Genomic DNA, 16,317 nt, shown 5'->3' on the forward strand with positions numbered 1-16,317 from the left:
CATTCGCTGGTGTCGTGCTGGAATCACGGCAATGCTCATTTCCTGCGCGGCATCGCACGCGAGCTCCTCCATCTCGGACACAACGTCACGATTTACGAGCCGCACGATGGCTGGAGCCGGCTCAACGCGTTACGCGACGGCGGGGAAGAATATTTGCGGGAATCGGCGCAACTTGTGCCGGGTGCAGACCTCCGGACGTACGATCTGGCGACATTGGAGCTCGACCAGGCGCTCGACCAGGCCGATGTCGTTGTCGTGCACGAATGGAACGACCCCTTTCTGATCGAGAGGCTCGGCACTAGACGCCGCAACGGCGGGCGTTTTCTGCTGTTGTTCCATGACACGCATCACCGTGCGGTGACGGCATCAAGCCAGATCGGCAACTTTCAGCTTAGTGACTACGATGCAATTCTCGCCTTCGGCGAGGTACTGCAGCAGCTCTATCAACGCCTGGGTTGGGGCCGCAGGGCCTTCACCTGGCATGAGGCCGCCGACGTCGCGCTGTTTCGTCCGCAGCCGCACGCGGCAAAGGAAATCGACCTGATATGGGTCGGCAACTGGGGCGACGATGAGCGCGATCAGGAATTGCAGGAATTCCTCGTCCAGCCGGCCGTGGAGACGGGAGTTAAAACGCAAGTGTTCGGCGTGCGCTATCCCGACGAGGTGCGGGAACAATTGCGGACCGCTCGCATCGAATTCCGCGGCTGGCTTCCCAACCATCGCGTGCCGGACGCATTTGCCCGCGCGCTCATGACCATACACGTGCCTCGCCGCCCCTACGTCGAGACGCTACCCGGCATTCCCACCATCCGAGTATTTGAGGCTCTCGCCTGCGGAATTCCACTGATCAGCGCACCGTGGAATGACGCGGAAGGGCTGTTTCCTCCGGAAAGCTTCGTCACGGTGAAGAACCGCGAAGCGGCGAGTGCAGCCCTCCGGGCGCTGGCGCAGGACGACGATTTCGCCGCCGAGACTGCACGCAGGGGCTTGGCGGCGATTCGCGCGCGCCACACATGCGCGCATCGTGCGCAGGAACTGCTTTGTATCGTAGAGATCCTCGGCGGGAAACGAAATCCGGCGCGCGCCGATCTCAGCCGCGCAATTGAACAAGTGGTCTCATCATGAAGATCGCCTTTTTCGGATCGAGCCTGGTGTCATCGTACTGGAACGGTGCTGCGACCTACTACCGCGGCTTACTCAAGGCGCTCGCCACGCTTGGCCAGGAGATCACCTTCTATGAGCCTGATGCGTTCGAGCGCCAGCAGCATCGCGACATTCCCGATCCGGATTGGGCGCGCGTGGTGGTCTATCCGGCGACTGACGACGGTTGGCGCCGCGCCCTGGAGGAAGCGGTGCGCGAAGCCGATTTGATTGCCAAGGCGAGTGGCGTCGGCGTTTTCGACGAGGAGCTTGATTTGGCCGTGGCCGAACTCGCTCACACCGGACTGATGACAGTCTACTGGGATGTCGACGCTCCGGCGACGTTGGAGAGCATGACTATTGACACCCTTCATCATCTGCACCGGACGATTCCACGCCATGACCTGGTCCTCACCTATGGTGGGGGCGACCAGGTGGTTGAGCGCTACCGCCGTTTCGGCGCGCGCCAATGCATTCCCGTCTACAATGCGGCAGATCCCCAGACCCATCATCCTGCTCCGCGCCGGAACGACTATACATGCGACCTCAGCTTCCTCGGCAACCGGCTTCCGGACCGTGAGGCCAGAGTCGACGAGTTTTTTCTTGCTCCCGCGCAAGTGCTTCCCGGCCGCAAATTCCTGCTTGGCGGCGCGGGCTGGGACGACAAACCGGTGCCGGCAAACGTCTCCGTCGCAGGTCACGTCGGCAGTGGCGAACACAATGCCTTCTTTTGCTCCGGCTTGGCCACGCTAAACATCAATCGCGACAGCATGGCGAAGATAGGCTTCTCTCCACCGACGCGCATCTTTGAAGCGGCCGCTGCTGGCGCATGCATCATTACCGACGCGTGGGACGGCATCGCCGATTTCCTCGAACCCGGAATGGAGATCCTCGTCGCCCGCGACAGCCGGGATGTCGTCGAACTTCTCGAAGGCTTGCGGCCTGAACAGGCGAAGCGCATCGGTGAGGCCGCACGCCGGCGCATCCTGGATCAGCACACCTACACCCAGAGGGCACAGCAGGTGATGGAGGTCTTGAACCTCGCAATAAGCAGCAGAGAGGCAGCGGAATGAAGCTCGACATCGTGATGTTCGGACTTTCCATTACCTCCTCTTGGGGTAATGGTCATGCCACGACCTATCGCGCACTGATCAAAGCACTCGCCGCACGAGGCCACCGGATCACCTTCCTCGAGCGCGATGTGCCCTGGTATCGCGACCACCGGGATCTGACGAGTTCGCCGCATTGCCGGATCAAGCTTTATGACTCATTGAGGGACGCATCACAGCACTATGGCTCGATGGTGGCCGCCGCTGACGTTGTCGTACTTGGCTCGTTCGTTCCCGACGGCGCCGCTCTGGGCGACTGGATCACCAGCATCGCTCGTGGCGTCACCGCCTTCTACGATATCGATACACCGGTGACGCTGAGCCAGCTGGCGACCAACAGCTCGGCGTGTATCAGTCCCTCGCTCATTCCCCGTTTTGACCTGTACCTTTCGTTCACGGGTGGCCCTATCCTGCAACTGATAAAGGGAATGTACGGCAGTCCGCGGGCACGTGCGCTCTATTGCGCCGTAGACGTGGACGTTCACAAGCGAGTCAGAGTCCCGACGCAGTGGACGCTGGGTTACATCGGCACCTACAGCGATGACCGGCAGCCGCTGCTGGAGGAGCTTCTCTTGGAACCCGCCCGGCGATTGCCGAAACACGACTTCGTTGTGGTGGGGGCGCAATACCCCAGCACACTGACCTGGCCGGAGAATGTTCGGCACATCGAGCATCTGCCGCCGGGCTCACACGCGAAATTCTATTGCAGTCTTCGCTACACATTGAACTTGACCCGGCAGCACATGGCGGCGGCCGGATATTCGCCGAGCGTTCGGCTGTTCGAAGCAGCAGCATGCGGCGTTCCGGTCATCAGCGATTGCTGGCCCGGTATCGAGGAATTCTTCGTCCCCGAACGCGAGATCCTTCTCGCCAGTAGCGCCAATGACGTCGTGAATATGCTTTCCAAAACCGGCGAACTCGAGCACCGTAAGCTTGCAGCCGCGGCGCACGAGCGCGTGCTCAAGAACCACACGGCTGAAATTCGCGCAGCCGAGTTTGAAGGATACCTCAAGGAGGTGATCAGCCAGCCTGCAAACGCACCGTCGGTCGAAGCGGTATAGGTGGCCAAGATCCGGCGCGTTCCGGCACTTGCCACCGTTACCAAATGTCAAAACTTTGACGTATTCGGCGCGAAGCCACGGTGAAGCAGGAACAGTCGGGCGCAATAATTGTTTGTACCTTGTAGCCATGCACAAGCCGGGCAATTTCAGTCAAGTTGACTCGGCGCAAGTATGGTCGTGAGTTGCAAACAAATGAAAGGACGCGCAATGGGCTTCGCCTCGAAGCTGAACGCGGTGGTGACAGGTGGTGCCGGCTTCATCGGTTCGCACCTGTGCGACCGGCTCATTCAGCAAGGTCACCGCGTATACTGCGTCGATAACTTCCTGACTGGAACTTTGTCGAACATCCGGCCGCTGCTTAACCATCCAGATTTCGAATTCATCGAGCACGACGTTCGCGATCCCCTCGAGATCGCCGGACGAATCGACCGCGTCTATAATCTTGCGTGCCCCGCCTCCCCACGGCACTATCAGCGCGATCCGCTCGGGACGTTGCACACCTGCGTCCTTGGCGCCGGCCACGTGATCGAATTTGCCAGGGAAAAGGGCGCGAGAGCACTTCAGGCATCGACCAGCGAAGTGTACGGTGACCCGGATGTTCATCCACAGCCCGAGACCTATCTGGGAAACGTCAATCCGGTTGGTCCGCGCGCCTGCTACGATGAAGGCAAGCGCGCTGCGGAAACGATCTTTTTCGACAGCCATCGCATTCATCGCATGCCGATCAAGGTGGCGCGCATCTTCAATACGTACGGTCCACGCATGTTGGAGAACGACGGCCGCATCATTTCGAATTTCATTGTTCAAGCACTCAAAGGGACCCCAATCACCATCTATGGCGACGGCTCCCAGACTCGTTCGTTCTGCTACATTGACGATCTACTGGCCGGTCTCCAGCTTCTAATGGAAAGCCCGCCCGAGATCACCGGCCCATTCAATCTCGGCAATCCGGAGGAGCAGACGGTCAGGCGAATTGCCGATCTCATCGTCGCGCAAACGGGATCGAAATCCACAGTCGAGTACCATCCGCTGCCTCAGGACGATCCCAAGCGTCGTCGCCCTGTCATTTCGCGCGCGCGCGATGTGCTGGGCTGGAGTCCCAGAATCCCTCTCGATGAGGGCCTGCGCGCGACCATCAACTACTTCTCGCTAAGACTCTTTACCGATGAACGGCAGCGACGGCGGCCCGGGACCGGCACGCTTGCCGCAGCCAAATCAGGACCACGGACAAGCTCGGCACCGCGCGCTGGACTCGTACGGTGACGATGCATGGCGTAGGCGCAGGACATCAACAGCATCAACTGTACTGCACGAAATATTCTGCTTGCATGAGGCCAACGCAATGCGCGCAGGCTCCTGGCTGGCGATTCTGTTCATTGCAGGCATGATCGGCGTAATAGCCGCCGTCTCGATTCTCACCGAGCCACGCCCGGCATTTTCAGCCAGCTCGGACGCGGCATTGAACGAAAGTGGTGACGCCGCCAGGGGGCGATTGATCTTTGCAGCCGGCGACTGCGCCTCCTGTCATGCATCGCCGGGACAATCGGATCGGCTTCGTCTGGGCGGTGGGTTGGCGCTGGCGTCGGCTTATGGCGTTTTTCGCGTGCCCAACATATCCATGGATCCCGTCGATGGGATCGGCGGGTGGCGCACGGTCGATCTCGCCAATGCACTGCTGAGCGGCGTCTCTCCGGACGGATATCACTACTACCCCGCGTTTCCCTATGCGAGTTATGCAAAGATGCGGATCAGCGATATCCGCGACCTCATGGCCTATCTGCGGACGCTTCCCGCGGTTTCAGGCAAGCCGCCTCCCCACGTTCTTGCTGCGCCGTTTCGCATTCGGCGGCTGATCGGCCTCTGGAAATTCCTGTTCTTCGACCGGACGCCGGTCGCGTATGATCCTGAGCGGAGTCCTGCATGGAATCGCGGCCAATATCTCGTTGAAGCCGTGGCGCATTGCGCCGAATGTCATTCGTCCCGAAATGCATTCGGCGCCATCAAGCCTGAGACGCGCTTCGCGGGTGGCCTGGATCCGGAAGGTATCGGTTATATCCCCAACATTACGCCAGGACGGATCGGCGATTGGACCGCAGCAGATATCGCGGAAATGCTCAAATCCGGTAACACACCGAATCACGGCCGAATAGGATCTTCTATGACCGGCGTTGTAACCAATACCGCGACGCTGCCGCACAGCGACCGGGATGCTATTGCGGCCTATATCAAATCGCTGCCTTCGCGCCCGACGCCAAGGCCATAGCAATCCTCATCGCAAGTAGAGATAGGCCACGACGTCGCGGGCTTCGGTCTCCGAAATTCCGGTTGCCGGCATCGCTGACCGTGGCGATAGTGCTTGCGGCGAGACAATCCATCGCACCAGATTGTCCGGGGAATTAAGCGCGACCCCGCCGACATAAACGCGGTGTTTGATGCCGGACAGGGATCCGCCGACCTGGCCGTCGGCGCCGGGAATGCCCGGAATCGTATGGCAGCCTGCGCAACCGTAACGCCTGAGGATGGGCGGCGCCCGCGCGGGATCGCCACCGACCAGCGCGCGGGCAAGCGCCTCAGACTGTTGCTGCCGATTCCAAATCGCTCCAGCCGCCGTCGCAGAAGCAACCACGAGCCCGGCAGCTCCGCAAGCTTTCCATCGACGGCTAGATGGCGCGAACGGCATCGCCACGTCTCCCTGTCTCGCTTGAGCGCCTGATCCAGAGGGCGATCAGCGCAAGCGCTGCAGCAGCATAGATTGTCGCCGCCGGCACCCACATGATGAGGCCGGCGAGTTGCTGATCCTCCAGCGGAGTAAGACCCCAGGCCGCGGCCGTCGCGGGCTGAGGCTGATACAGCACCCCGGGCGCAAGTGCCATCAGCGCGCCCAGGATGGTCGTATGGAGCATAGTGACGAATAGATGCCAGGCCGCGACGCCGGCGTTACTGCGCCAAAGGACCGACCACCAGAACAAGACGGCCGTCAGCAGAAAGCTCAGATGCTGCAGACGATGGATCGGCGCGCTGGTGACCGCAGCGTCGAACAGGATCGGCGCATGCCAAGCCCATATCGCACCGCCATGAACCAGCGTCGCATTCCGGCCGGTAGTCAACCATGCCCACGTTAGACTTACGGGGGGTCTCTTCAGGAGCCGGCCAGCCGCGGCCCTGATATCGCGCGGCAGCGACCACAATAATGTTCCGATTGGCCGTGCCACAACCAGCAGCGGTGCAGAAACGGCCATGAGGATCTCGTGCTCGATCATGTGAAAGCAAAAGAGGTGCTCGCCGAGCCAATGCAGCGGCGATACCAGCGCGGCGGCGATCGTAAGCCAGCCGCCCAGGAAACTCAGCGCCTGCCATTGTCGCAGGCTCCGGGCGACCGTGGTGCGCCGCCACAGGACCACACTGCCGACTGCGTATGGCACGCCGAGAACCAGCAAAGGGATGATAATCCAGGGGTCGAACGTCCAACTCGGGTCGTTGCTGTGGGTCTCCGGGCCGTGCGCGAAGAGGCGGTCCGTCGACAAAGACAGCGTCAGTATTGCGAGGACTATCGTTGGCATCCGCTGAGCACCAGTGAAGCTGCACCCTGCATTAAAAGAGCAAAGGCAAAGAGCAACGCGGACAGCGCGCTCATTGATCCGACGAAACTCGGTTCGGTCGGCGAAGGCTCTGATACGGACACGCGCTGCGCCGCGCGCCACGATATGGCCGCTGCCACGCAACTTGCGACCGCGCCCGCAAATGACGCAATTGCAGAATATGCCGTCTGATGCTGGCAATCGAGATAAGGCAGGATCTGCCCGAGTTGGGTGTTGACGATCCAAACCGCCGGCGCGATCGAAAGACCCGTCCAAACCTCCAAAGCACGTCGTTTTCCATTGGAGATCATAGGCGGGGAATCCAATAGATGCAGCCATATATCGGAAGCCAGGTCACGACGACAAAGTTCCAATACATTGCGTTGTCCTGAACATCGCCGAAGCGGCGCACATTGTCGCCCTTTCTTGTGAACATGAGCGCTGCCAGTACAAGCGTGTCGACCAGATCGGTTATGAGGTGGGCCGTATGCAGGCCCAGCAGCGCCCATACGACCGAGCCATACGCATTGCTGTCCCAGTTGACATTAAGCGCTGGAAACTCGAAAGCCCGCACGGCAAGCGGTACTGTTCCGAGAACCGACATCAGAACCATGCCGATTCTTATCCTTCGAAAGTCTTCTCGCTCAGCCCATCGCGAGGTCAAATAGTTGGGTATGGCGCTGACGAGTAGGATCACCGTCACCAGCGTTCCGGGCAGCAGGTTGGGCTTTGGCGCATCGATCGGCCATATCGCCGCGAGGTTCATCAAATAGAGATACACGGCAATCACAAGCGCAAAGCCGGTCGCCTCGATCAACATGAATGCCAGCGTTCCCCACCAGGTTACGCTGGCGCTACGAAAGCCATGGATGGGTAGTCCGGAAAAATCGGCGACCACGCGCGTCTTCATGATTCATCCTCGGGCGTTGCCTTGGGCCAAAACCAACCGATCAAAGCGATCGCAACTGGAACAGATCCCCAGACGACCGCCCATGGCGTGAAGATTGACCCGATCAGCATCACGGTGGTCGCGACTGCAGCCCAGAATGGCCAGATCGAATCTCTCGGTGAGGCCTCGCGCACCTGCGGTTTTGCTGCTGCGACCGTACTGACGATCAGCTCGCGTCGGTCGGTGCGCAGCCCGCTTGCGACCATGAGGCAGCCCGGCTGATCCCAAAGCGGACTTAATCCATTGACGACGGGAATTTCCGCAAAGTTGTAACTTGGCGGCGGTGATGCCGTCGCCCATTCCAGCGTCGGTGCGTCCCACGGATTCTCGGCTGCTGATACTCCGACGCGCGTCGAACGGATCGCGTCGATGAAGAACACGAGAAATCCCGCAACAAGAACGAGTGAGCTGATGCTCACAAACATGTTGAGCCCATACCAGGGCATATCCGGCTGGTACGTGTAGATCCGACGCGGCATACCGGCGAGTCCCAATATGTGCATCGGAAAGAACGTCAGGTTGAACCCTACGAAGATCAGCCAAAACGAGCACTTGCCCAAGGTTTCGCTCATCATGCGACCGGTGATTTTCGGAAACCAATAATAGATGCCGCCCAGCAACGGAAACACAGCGCCACCGATCAGCACATAATGGAAATGAGCGACGACGAAGTAGGTATCGTGCACCTGAGTATCGAAAGGTACCGAGGCCACCATGACACCGGTCAGTCCGCCGATTACAAATGTCACGATAAAGCCAATGACGAACAAAAGCGGCGTCCTGAATACGGGCGCGCCATCCCAAAGCGTTGCCAGCCAGCAGAAGACCTGGACGCCGGCCGGAATCGCGATGGACATGCTGGAGGCCGTGAAGAAGCTTTGACCAAGCCGCGGCAATCCGGTCACGAACATGTGGTGAACCCACAGGCCAAAGGCCAAAATGCTCGTCGCGATCAGCGCCATGACCATGGCGAGATAACCGAACACGGGGCGGCGCGCGAAGGTCTCGATGATGGCGGAGACCATCCCGACGGCGGGAAGAAAGATGATGTAGACCTCGGGATGGCCGAAAAACCAGAACAGATGCTGCCAGAGCAGCACATCGCCGCCTTCCGCCGGATTGAAGAAATGAGTTCCCACCAGGCGATCCAGAATCAGGCTCGTGCTCGCGAAAACGATGGCCGGCATCGCCATGATGACGACAAAGGAGGTCACAAGCATTGACCACACGAACAGCGGAATGCGGTCGAGCGACATGCCGGGCGCACGTTGCTTGAGCACGGTAACCACAATCTCCACTGCCACCGCCAGCGCCGCGATCTCGGTGAACGTGATCATTTGCGCCCAAATATCGGCGCGTTTTCCGGCGCCGTATTGCGGACCGGATAGCGGCACATAGGCGAACCAGCCGACGTCGGGCGCCATGTCGAGCACGAATGCGATCCAAAGCAGCGCTCCGCCGGCCAGAAAGATCCAGTATGAAAATGCATTCAGTCGCGGAAACGCAATATTGCGCGTCCCCACCATCAGCGGAACCAGATATACGCCCATGGCTTCCATCACAGGCACGGCGAACAGAAACATCATGTTCGTGCCATGCATCGTGAAGATCTGGTTGTAACGATCCGGGCTCAGTACCCTCGCCTCCGGCTGCGCCAGTTGCAGGCGCATGAGAAGGGCGAGAACGCCGCCGAGCGCGAGAAAAGCGAATGCCGTAACGATGTAACGACGAGCGATGATCTTGTGGTCGACGGCTGCCAGAACACCCCATAGACCAACGGGCGTTCTCCACGTTTCTGCCAACGCTGCCGCAAGAGCCGGTGGTGCCAGCTCGCTGTCGCGAGTGTCCGGCTTCACCTCACTCATTTGAGGCTCGCCAAATAGGCCGACACGGAGCGAAGTTCGTCCGCGCTGAGGGCCACCATCGGCATATTGTTGCCGGGCTTGAGCGTTTGCGGATCGGAAATCCACGCCGCGAGCGAGCCGCGGGTGGTCTCGAGAAGACCGGCGGCGATATATCTGCGCCCACCGACATGCGTGAGATCTGGTCCGTTCGTTCCGGTCGCGGAGGTCCCGCGAATCGCGTGGCAAGCGGCGCAAGGCCGCGAGAGAAAGACCTGCTGGCCGGCCGCGATTTCGGCATCCGACGGGTCAGTCGCGCGCTCGCGCTGCGAACGCATCCATTGATCGAAGGTCTCCTGTTGTTCGGCGATCACAAGCAAAGCCATGTGAGCATGCTGCAAACCGCAGAATTCGGAGCATTGCCCGCGATACGCGCCCGGGCGCTCCGCCCGGAGGGTCAGTTCGTTGCGGCGGCCGGGAATCAAATCCTGTTTGCCCGCAAGGCCGGGTACCCACAACGAATGAATGACATCGATGCCTTCGAGCTGAAGCCGCACATTTCGCCCAACCGGAATGTGAATTTCGTTCGCGGTCTCAAAACGCTCATCCGGCGTCGGGCCCAAATATTCTAGGCCCCACCACCATTGCTGACCTCTCACCTTGATCGTGAGGTCATCATGGCCCGCTAGGGTCAGCGCGCGCGTCGTGAAGAAGCTGACAACAGTGAACACGGCAAGGACGATGACAGTAGCTGTCACGGCTGCGACGACAACCCTCGCCGTTCGGCGCTCGATGACAGGATCCGGGCCGATCGACCTTTCGACCTGCTCGCGCCCGCGCCACAATGCGCGGATCAGAACGGCGATCACCAGCGCCCATACCACGGAGCAAATCACGACCATCAGAACCATCAATTGCTTGATGCTGATCGCGGAGGCGCCTTGCGCATCGAACGCGGATTGCCAACCAGTACATCCCGCCAGCACCGAGGATGGCAACAGCGCCAGCAACACTCCGCGCGTGGCGCGCGTCCTCACGGTACCGGCCCCTGGTCCAGATGGATCGGTGTCGGCCCCTCGTCGAAACGCTTTGCGGCTGGGCCGCGGTTTTCGGCAGGCCGGGTTTGCTTCTCGTCGTTTCGACCGGGGGCGGCTGTCTTTATCGAATATGCCCCGATGGTTTGCACATAGCCTGCAAGTTGCCAGATTTGCTCGGTCGTCATCTTATCTCGAAATGCGGGCATGCCATGCGGGCGGCCATCGCGGATCGACGCAAAGATGGATACGATTTCAGGGCCGTAATTCCACCATCCATCCAGAAAGGCGGGCCCTGCTCCACCCTGCCCGTCGGCGTGGCAGCCCTTGCAGCCGAACCAGGAATACAACCGTTTGCCCTGACTGAGATTGTAGGCGTTCGTCTCGTACGGTCGGTCGAGCGCGAAGTATATCTCGGGCGGCGCGCCGCTGATCCCGTTCGGCATCAACGTGATGCTGTCGAGCGCCGCCGCGACCGGCGGATCGACCCGAAGCTGCCGCTCTTCTCTCTGGCATCCCGCCGTGGCGGCCGCAACGCCAAGAGACACCAGTAAAATCCGCATATTCCAGATCGCTGATACGGGAAAGTGCGACTCTAACAAGCTTTGGCTGGCCAGTAGGTTCCAAATCCGCAGGTCGCCGATTCACCGCTCAGCGACGCTGGCCGGATTGGTGAACGGTGGAGATCGACCAAAGCCACATTGCGGAACGATCCCAGCCTTCGAAGCCGCATGCGCACATCTGGTTGCATCCAGGTCCAGGCAAGACGATAGGCGCCGAGAAATTTCGAGCGAAATGCGAAAGAAGCTCGCGATGCGATTTGGCCTGAATGATCGGGCGTGGTAGCCCTTGTGGTGTTGATTGCTGCGCCAGCTTCGCTCAAGCAGTTGTGGATGGCCGATACCGCTCAGATCGGATTTCAGCCGCGGCTTCACACCTGTTCGCGCCTTTTTCGTTTGTCCTCGGACCACTCCACTTGTCGGATCGTGAAGGCCTTGGCGCCGCCTGGAGTTTCGACGGCCACGGTTGTCCCTTTGCTCTTTCCGATTAATGCCCTGGCGATCGGTGAAGTTACCGAAATCTTCCCCTTGCGCGCATCGGCTTCCGGTTCGCCGACGATCTGCCACATCCGCTTCTCACCGGTGTCCTCATCTGTCAGCGTCACGGTGGCGCCAAACTTGATGGTATTGCCGGAAAGCTTGGATACGTCGACGATCTCGGCACGGGTGAGTTTATCCTCCAACTCGGCGATTCGAGTCTCGTTGACATTTTGCTCCGCAAGCGCAACCTGATATTCCGAATTCTCGACCAGATTTGGATCGTCGGCGATCGCCTGCTGAATTCGCTGAACAAGATCGGGGCGCTCGATGCGGATGCGGTGCTTCAGTTCATCTGCAAGGGCAGCGTAACCCGCGGCCGTCATGGGAAATTTTGTCATCGGGGGCTCTTATACCGAGTTAATTGACAAAGCCGCGCTGGACCTCCCAGCGGTAGCAAGCAGCGAAAGTGCATAACGCCGATAGGTTCAGCGCAGCGGCAGCCACCCTTCTGTTGGACCGAGACCATGTAGCAGCCGATCGAAATCGATTATCGTACCTGCGGGAACGCCGTGCGAGGACGCGGGTTCCAATTTCAGTGAGATTGCCGCTTTCCCCGCTGGAGGAGCGGCCGCCGCGGCACCTCGCCGCCGCACGGCCCTGAGGACGCTGCCCACTGTCACCCTCCATTGTCCGTCGTCAGCTCGAACGATTTGATCTCGAAATCGCGCTCAAGCGTCACGAGGAAATCAGCGGGAGGGGTCGCCCGTTCGGGGCGTCTCCACGCAAGCTCAAAGACATACGCGCTGCCCCTCGCGGGCTATTCTTCGTTCTGGAAGCATCATCACCGTTTGCGCGGCAAACATGTCTCGAAGACTTGGCGCGCGGTTCCCATGCCGCACCTCGGCTGGAAAAAAGATGGAACTGACACGTAGCTAGACCGCCACTCGCGAAGGCCGTTCCAATCGTTCAGATCGGTGCGAGCAAGGGAACCAAGCTATTCCCCATGCGTAGCACCGGAGCAAGGCACCCACCCGAGGGTCATCGCATTGGACGCGCGAACGACAGAGCGGAGCCCTTCCGCCGAGCGGCCTCGGCTGCCGACGACAGCACCTGAGCAGCTGCCGCCCGGGAATCGCGAGGCGAATGGCGAACCGCGGAAACAAGAAAAGACGAAGCCATCTCCTTCCCTGCTCGCCCGCTTTCGCGAGCATCGGCTGCTGGCGTCCGTCGCAGCCTTCGTGCTGCTGGTTGCCGTAATCGGAGGAGCCATCTATTGGATCAGCATCCGTGATTACGAATCCACCGACGACGCCTTCATCGCTGCACGCAGCTTCTCGGTTGCCCCAAAGGTCGGCGGTTATGTCATCGAAGTGCCGGTCACCGACAACCAGCACGTCAACGCCGGCGACCTGCTGGCCCGAATTGATGATCGAGACTACATCATCGCGGTCAGCCAGGCCAAGGCGCAGGTGGCGATCGCGCAAGCCAATATCGACAACGTCCAGGCCCAGATCGACAGCCAGCGTCAGCAGATCGATCAGGCCAATGCCCAACTGGAGCAGGCCGAGGCTCAGCTGAAATTCGCAGAGCAGGAAGAGGCTCGCGCCAAGGATCTGGTCGACAAAGGCGCCGGCACCGTCCAGCGCGAACAGCAAACGCGTTCTAACCTGCAGTCGCAGCAGGCCAACACCTCGCGGGCGAAGGCTGCGCTGAGCGCCGCCCAACTCGGCGTGAAAACACTCGAGGCGCAACTCGAAAGTGCGCGTGCCGCGCTGCAGCAGGCGCAGGCCCAGCTCGATCAAGCCAATCTCAATCTGCAGTACACGCGCATCACGGCCGAGCAGTCCGGACGCGTCGTCAAGCTGTCCGCTGCGGCCGGGACTCTCGCGACCGCCGGCCAGGCACTGATGATGTTCGTTCCGGACGAAATCTGGATCGTTGCGAACTACAAGGAGACACAGCTCAGATACATGCGGCCGGGCCAACAGGTCGAATTCACGATAGATGCCTATCCGGACCGCAAGGTGACCGGCCGCGTGGCATCGATTCAGCCGGGCTCCGGCACCGCATTCAGCCTGCTGCCGGCGGAAAATGCGACCGGCAATTACGTCAAGGTCGTGCAGCGCGTGCCGGTGAAGATCGTGGTCGACCAATGGCCCGCCGACGTGCCGGTTGGACCCGGCATGTCGGTCGTGCCCTGGACCAAAGTCAGATGAGCAGTACCGGCGAGGGCGTCGCAGCCGGCGGCTGGTCGCCGGAGCGTTCCGCCGCCGGTGGACACAATCCCTATCTCATCGCCTTTGTCGTCTCGATCGCGACCTTCATGGAAGTGCTCGATACGACCATTGCCAATGTTGCCTTGCGCTATATCGCGGGAGGGCTGGCGATCGGGCTCGATGAAAGCACCTACGTCGTCACCAGCTATCTTGTCGCCAACGCCGTCGTGTTGTCGATTTCCGGCTGGCTGTCGACGGTGATCGGGCGCAAGCGCTTTTACATGATCTGCGTCGCCGTCTTCACTCTTGCATCGCTGCTGTGTGGGCTTGCCTGGAATCTGGAAGCGCTGGTGCTGTTCCGCATCCTGCAGGGCCTTGGCGGCGGCGGCATGGCGACCAGTGAGCAGGCGATCCTGGCCGATTCCTTCCCGCCCGACAAACGCGGTCAGGCTTTCGCCATCTACGGCATCGCAGTCGTCGTGGCACCCGTGGTCGGCCCGACGCTCGGCGGCTGGATCAGCGATACCTATTCGTGGCACTGGGTATTTCTGATCAATGTGCCCATGGGATTGCTCTCGCTGTTCTTGGTGGGAACGTTGGTCAGCGAACCCTCCGGCGCTGAAGAGGAGCGGCAAAGGCTCCTGGCCAAGGGATTGCGCTTCGACTACGTCGGCTTCGCGCTCGTGGCCATCGGATTGGGCTCGCTGGAGTTCGTGCTGGATGAGGGCCAGCGCAACGACTGGTTCGGATCCAACATGATCGTCTCCTTTGCGATTGCGGCGGGCTTCTGCCTGACTGCGCTGGTCATCTGGGAATTGACGCGCGAGGATCCGATCGTCGACATCCGTCTGCTGGGACAGCGGCAGTTCGGCGCCTGCTTCCTGGCCATGCTTGGCACCGGCGCGATCGTGATCGCGACCACGCAGATCCTGCCGCAATTCCTGCAAACGCAAATGGGCTACACGGCGATGCTCGCCGGGCTGGTGCTGTCGCCGGGCGGACTGGTCACGATGGCGATGATGCCGATCACCGGCTGGCTGATCGGGTTGGTGCAGCCGAAATATCTGATCGCGGCGGGCTCGGCGATCGCGGCGCTTTCGATGTGGCATCTCACGGGGATCACTGGCGACGTTACCTACGGCTATGCCGCAATGTCGCGCATCTATCTGGCGATCGGGCTGCCGCTGCTGTTCCTCCCGATCACGACGGCGTCCTATGACGGCATCCCGCCGGACAAGACCAACCAGGCCTCCGCACTGATCAATGTCGCGCGCAACCTCGGCGGCTCGATGGGCGTAGCGCTGGTGCAGACCGTCTTCGCCCAGCGCCAGCAATTCCACCAAACCCGCCTCGTCGAGCACGTTGCCCCTTCAGACATCGCCTATCAGCAAACGATCGATGCGATGACACGCTTCTTTCAGGCGCAGGGCTCCAACGCCTCTGAAGCGGCGTCACAAGCCGTTGCCTGGGTGGGACAAACCCTGCAAAAGCAGGTCGATCTATTGGCCTATGTGGACGTGTTCTGGACTCTCGCAATGATCGGCGCGGTCATGATCCCCGTGGCGCTCACGCTCCGATCGATCGACCTCAAGGCATCGGCGCGAGGACACTAGCCGGTTCAGCGATCATCCAAATGGTACCGGCAAACTTGAAACCGTTCTCCCACAGACAAGATCAACCCGTTCAACGACGGCACCAGAGCCGCAAGATCGAGGCCATTGGCGCTCCCAACCAAAATACGGAAAACAACCCCATGCAAAGTAGCAGGTAATCGCTGGCATGATGCCCTGAGCGATGGCGCGAAAACATTGACACGTCGGGCAAATCAGCGGCACTGCTCTACCATCGCGCAATCGGTACAGGCATGAGCACTCATGCCCGCAATACTGGTCCAATGCTGGCGAGTCCGCGTTGCGGCGCCAGGATTCGCAGCGGCGGTGCATGCCGCTCGCCGGCAGTGCGCGGCAAAAAGCACTGCCGCATGCACGGCGGTGCGCCGGGATCCGGCGCGCCCAAGGGAAACCAGAACGCGTGCAAGCACGGCCGCTTCACAAGGGATGCGGTCGCCTTGTTGGGTGAGGTGAGGAGGTTGCTGCAAGAGATGAAATGATCTGTTTGCGCAAAACCGAAGTCCGCAGACCTTGAAAAATGGAGATCCAAGACAGGCCGGCTGACGAATCTTCTCGCCATCGAGTGTACGGCATATCTTGTGGTAGCCGGGGAGCGCTACCGTCTTTCCCCACAGCTACCCAACCTACGATATCTCATCCAGTCCTGCGCATGGGACAGTTCATGAGGGCCCGCGGTGGGCTCAGCTCTTGCACTCTTGGCGACCGTTTGAAAACGGGG

The 16,317-nt window shown here is 60.5% G+C and carries 16 protein-coding genes; 8 read left to right on the plus strand and 8 right to left on the minus strand.

All coding sequences use genetic code 11. From position 1 onward, the window contains the following. The first annotated feature begins 213 nt into the window (after nucleotides 1-213). The 5 genes from HCN58_RS21655 (at nucleotide 214) to HCN58_RS21675 (ending at nucleotide 5,573) form a co-directional block, all read left to right on the plus strand. Complete coding sequence (locus HCN58_RS21655; RefSeq protein ID WP_311966850.1) at nucleotides 214-1,125, plus strand: CgeB family protein; 912 nt, start codon at nucleotides 214-216, stop codon at nucleotides 1,123-1,125. Continuing rightward, a complete protein-coding gene (locus HCN58_RS21660; RefSeq protein WP_171581424.1) occupies nucleotides 1,122-2,213 on the plus strand; it encodes a CgeB family protein in 1,092 nt (363 codons plus the stop codon). Before HCN58_RS21655 ends, HCN58_RS21660 begins: the two co-directional genes overlap by 4 nt. Further along, nucleotides 2,210-3,310, plus strand: a complete 1,101-nt coding sequence (locus tag HCN58_RS21665) for a CgeB family protein (RefSeq protein ID WP_171581425.1) — start codon at nucleotides 2,210-2,212, stop codon at nucleotides 3,308-3,310. The genes HCN58_RS21660 and HCN58_RS21665 overlap by 4 nt, the downstream gene beginning before the upstream one ends. A 192-nt stretch (nucleotides 3,311-3,502) precedes the next feature. Further along, on the plus strand, nucleotides 3,503-4,573 hold the full coding sequence (locus HCN58_RS21670) for a UDP-glucuronic acid decarboxylase family protein (protein ID WP_171581426.1): 1,071 nt from the start codon (nucleotides 3,503-3,505) through the stop codon (nucleotides 4,571-4,573). Between the two features lie 79 nt (nucleotides 4,574-4,652). Further along, nucleotides 4,653-5,573 carry a c-type cytochrome gene (locus HCN58_RS21675; RefSeq protein WP_171581427.1) on the plus strand — a complete coding sequence of 307 codons (921 nt, stop codon included), beginning with the start codon at nucleotides 4,653-4,655 and terminating at the stop codon, nucleotides 5,571-5,573. A gap of 6 nt (nucleotides 5,574-5,579) precedes the next feature. Here HCN58_RS21675 and HCN58_RS21680 read toward each other — a convergent pair whose 3' ends face one another. The 8 genes from HCN58_RS21680 to greA form a co-directional block, all read right to left on the minus strand. Next, nucleotides 5,580-5,936, minus strand: a complete 357-nt coding sequence (locus HCN58_RS21680) for a c-type cytochrome (RefSeq protein ID WP_171581428.1) — start codon at nucleotides 5,934-5,936, stop codon at nucleotides 5,580-5,582. A 34-nt stretch (nucleotides 5,937-5,970) separates the two neighbouring features. Further along, a complete protein-coding gene (locus HCN58_RS21685) occupies nucleotides 5,971-6,870 on the minus strand; it encodes a cytochrome c oxidase assembly protein (protein ID WP_171581429.1) in 900 nt (299 codons plus the stop codon). Next, a complete protein-coding gene (locus HCN58_RS21690) occupies nucleotides 6,858-7,199 on the minus strand; it encodes a hypothetical protein (RefSeq protein WP_171581215.1) in 342 nt (113 codons plus the stop codon). Before HCN58_RS21690 ends, HCN58_RS21685 begins: the two co-directional genes overlap by 13 nt. Further along, entirely contained in the window at nucleotides 7,196-7,798 is a 603-nt protein-coding gene (locus tag HCN58_RS21695) for a cytochrome c oxidase subunit 3 (protein WP_171581430.1), read from the minus strand. Before HCN58_RS21695 ends, HCN58_RS21690 begins: the two co-directional genes overlap by 4 nt. Next, nucleotides 7,795-9,702 carry a cytochrome c oxidase subunit I gene (ctaD, locus tag HCN58_RS21700; protein WP_171581431.1) on the minus strand — a complete coding sequence of 636 codons (1,908 nt, stop codon included), beginning with the start codon at nucleotides 9,700-9,702 and terminating at the stop codon, nucleotides 7,795-7,797. The genes HCN58_RS21695 and ctaD overlap by 4 nt, the downstream gene beginning before the upstream one ends. Further along, nucleotides 9,699-10,715: a cytochrome c oxidase subunit II gene (gene coxB, locus HCN58_RS21705; RefSeq protein WP_311966851.1), complete on the minus strand. Its 1,017-nt coding sequence runs from the start codon at nucleotides 10,713-10,715 to the stop codon at nucleotides 9,699-9,701. The genes ctaD and coxB overlap by 4 nt, the downstream gene beginning before the upstream one ends. Then, entirely contained in the window at nucleotides 10,712-11,275 is a 564-nt protein-coding gene (locus HCN58_RS21710; RefSeq protein WP_171581432.1) for a c-type cytochrome, read from the minus strand. Before HCN58_RS21710 ends, coxB begins: the two co-directional genes overlap by 4 nt. 368 nt (nucleotides 11,276-11,643) lie before the next feature. Further along, a complete protein-coding gene (gene greA, locus HCN58_RS21715; protein WP_171581433.1) occupies nucleotides 11,644-12,150 on the minus strand; it encodes a transcription elongation factor GreA in 507 nt (168 codons plus the stop codon). A gap of 720 nt (nucleotides 12,151-12,870) precedes the next feature. Between greA and HCN58_RS21720 the strand changes: the two genes are divergently transcribed. From HCN58_RS21720 to HCN58_RS36790, 3 genes are all read left to right on the plus strand, one after another. Further along, nucleotides 12,871-13,968 carry an HlyD family secretion protein gene (locus tag HCN58_RS21720; protein WP_376701205.1) on the plus strand — a complete coding sequence of 366 codons (1,098 nt, stop codon included), beginning with the start codon at nucleotides 12,871-12,873 and terminating at the stop codon, nucleotides 13,966-13,968. Continuing rightward, nucleotides 13,965-15,581, plus strand: coding sequence for a DHA2 family efflux MFS transporter permease subunit (locus HCN58_RS21725; protein ID WP_171581435.1), 1,617 nt, complete (start codon nucleotides 13,965-13,967; stop codon nucleotides 15,579-15,581). Before HCN58_RS21720 ends, HCN58_RS21725 begins: the two co-directional genes overlap by 4 nt. A gap of 281 nt (nucleotides 15,582-15,862) precedes the next feature. Then, nucleotides 15,863-16,078 (plus strand): HGGxSTG domain-containing protein, encoded by a 216-nt coding sequence (locus HCN58_RS36790; RefSeq protein ID WP_283814613.1) that lies wholly within the window; start codon nucleotides 15,863-15,865, stop codon nucleotides 16,076-16,078. Nucleotides 16,079-16,317 lie beyond the last annotated feature (239 nt).

The sequence above is a fragment of the Bradyrhizobium australiense genome (genome assembly GCF_013114825.1).
Lineage (GTDB): Bacteria > Pseudomonadota > Alphaproteobacteria > Rhizobiales > Xanthobacteraceae > Bradyrhizobium > Bradyrhizobium australiense.

Bases quoted from the DNA above. Each gene is read 5' to 3' on its own strand.
- HCN58_RS21660 (WP_171581424.1), top strand. From the start codon at position 1,122: ATGAAGATCGCCTTTTTCGGATCGAGCCTGGTGTCATCGTACTGGAAC.
- HCN58_RS21665 (WP_171581425.1), top strand. From the start codon at position 2,210: ATGAAGCTCGACATCGTGATGTTCGGACTTTCCATTACCTCCTCTTGG.
- HCN58_RS21670 (WP_171581426.1), top strand. From the start codon at position 3,503: ATGAAAGGACGCGCAATGGGCTTCGCCTCGAAGCTGAACGCGGTGGTG.
- HCN58_RS21675 (WP_171581427.1), top strand. From the start codon at position 4,653: ATGCGCGCAGGCTCCTGGCTGGCGATTCTGTTCATTGCAGGCATGATC.
- HCN58_RS21685 (WP_171581429.1), bottom strand. From the start codon at position 6,870: ATGCCAACGATAGTCCTCGCAATACTGACGCTGTCTTTGTCGACGGAC.
- HCN58_RS21690 (WP_171581215.1), bottom strand. From the start codon at position 7,199: ATGATCTCCAATGGAAAACGACGTGCTTTGGAGGTTTGGACGGGTCTT.
- HCN58_RS21695 (WP_171581430.1), bottom strand. From the start codon at position 7,798: ATGAAGACGCGCGTGGTCGCCGATTTTTCCGGACTACCCATCCATGGC.
- ctaD (WP_171581431.1), bottom strand. From the start codon at position 9,702: ATGAGTGAGGTGAAGCCGGACACTCGCGACAGCGAGCTGGCACCACCG.
- HCN58_RS21710 (WP_171581432.1), bottom strand. From the start codon at position 11,275: ATGCGGATTTTACTGGTGTCTCTTGGCGTTGCGGCCGCCACGGCGGGA.
- greA (WP_171581433.1), bottom strand. From the start codon at position 12,150: ATGACAAAATTTCCCATGACGGCCGCGGGTTACGCTGCCCTTGCAGAT.
- HCN58_RS21725 (WP_171581435.1), top strand. From the start codon at position 13,965: ATGAGCAGTACCGGCGAGGGCGTCGCAGCCGGCGGCTGGTCGCCGGAG.
- HCN58_RS36790 (WP_283814613.1), top strand. From the start codon at position 15,863: ATGCTGGCGAGTCCGCGTTGCGGCGCCAGGATTCGCAGCGGCGGTGCA.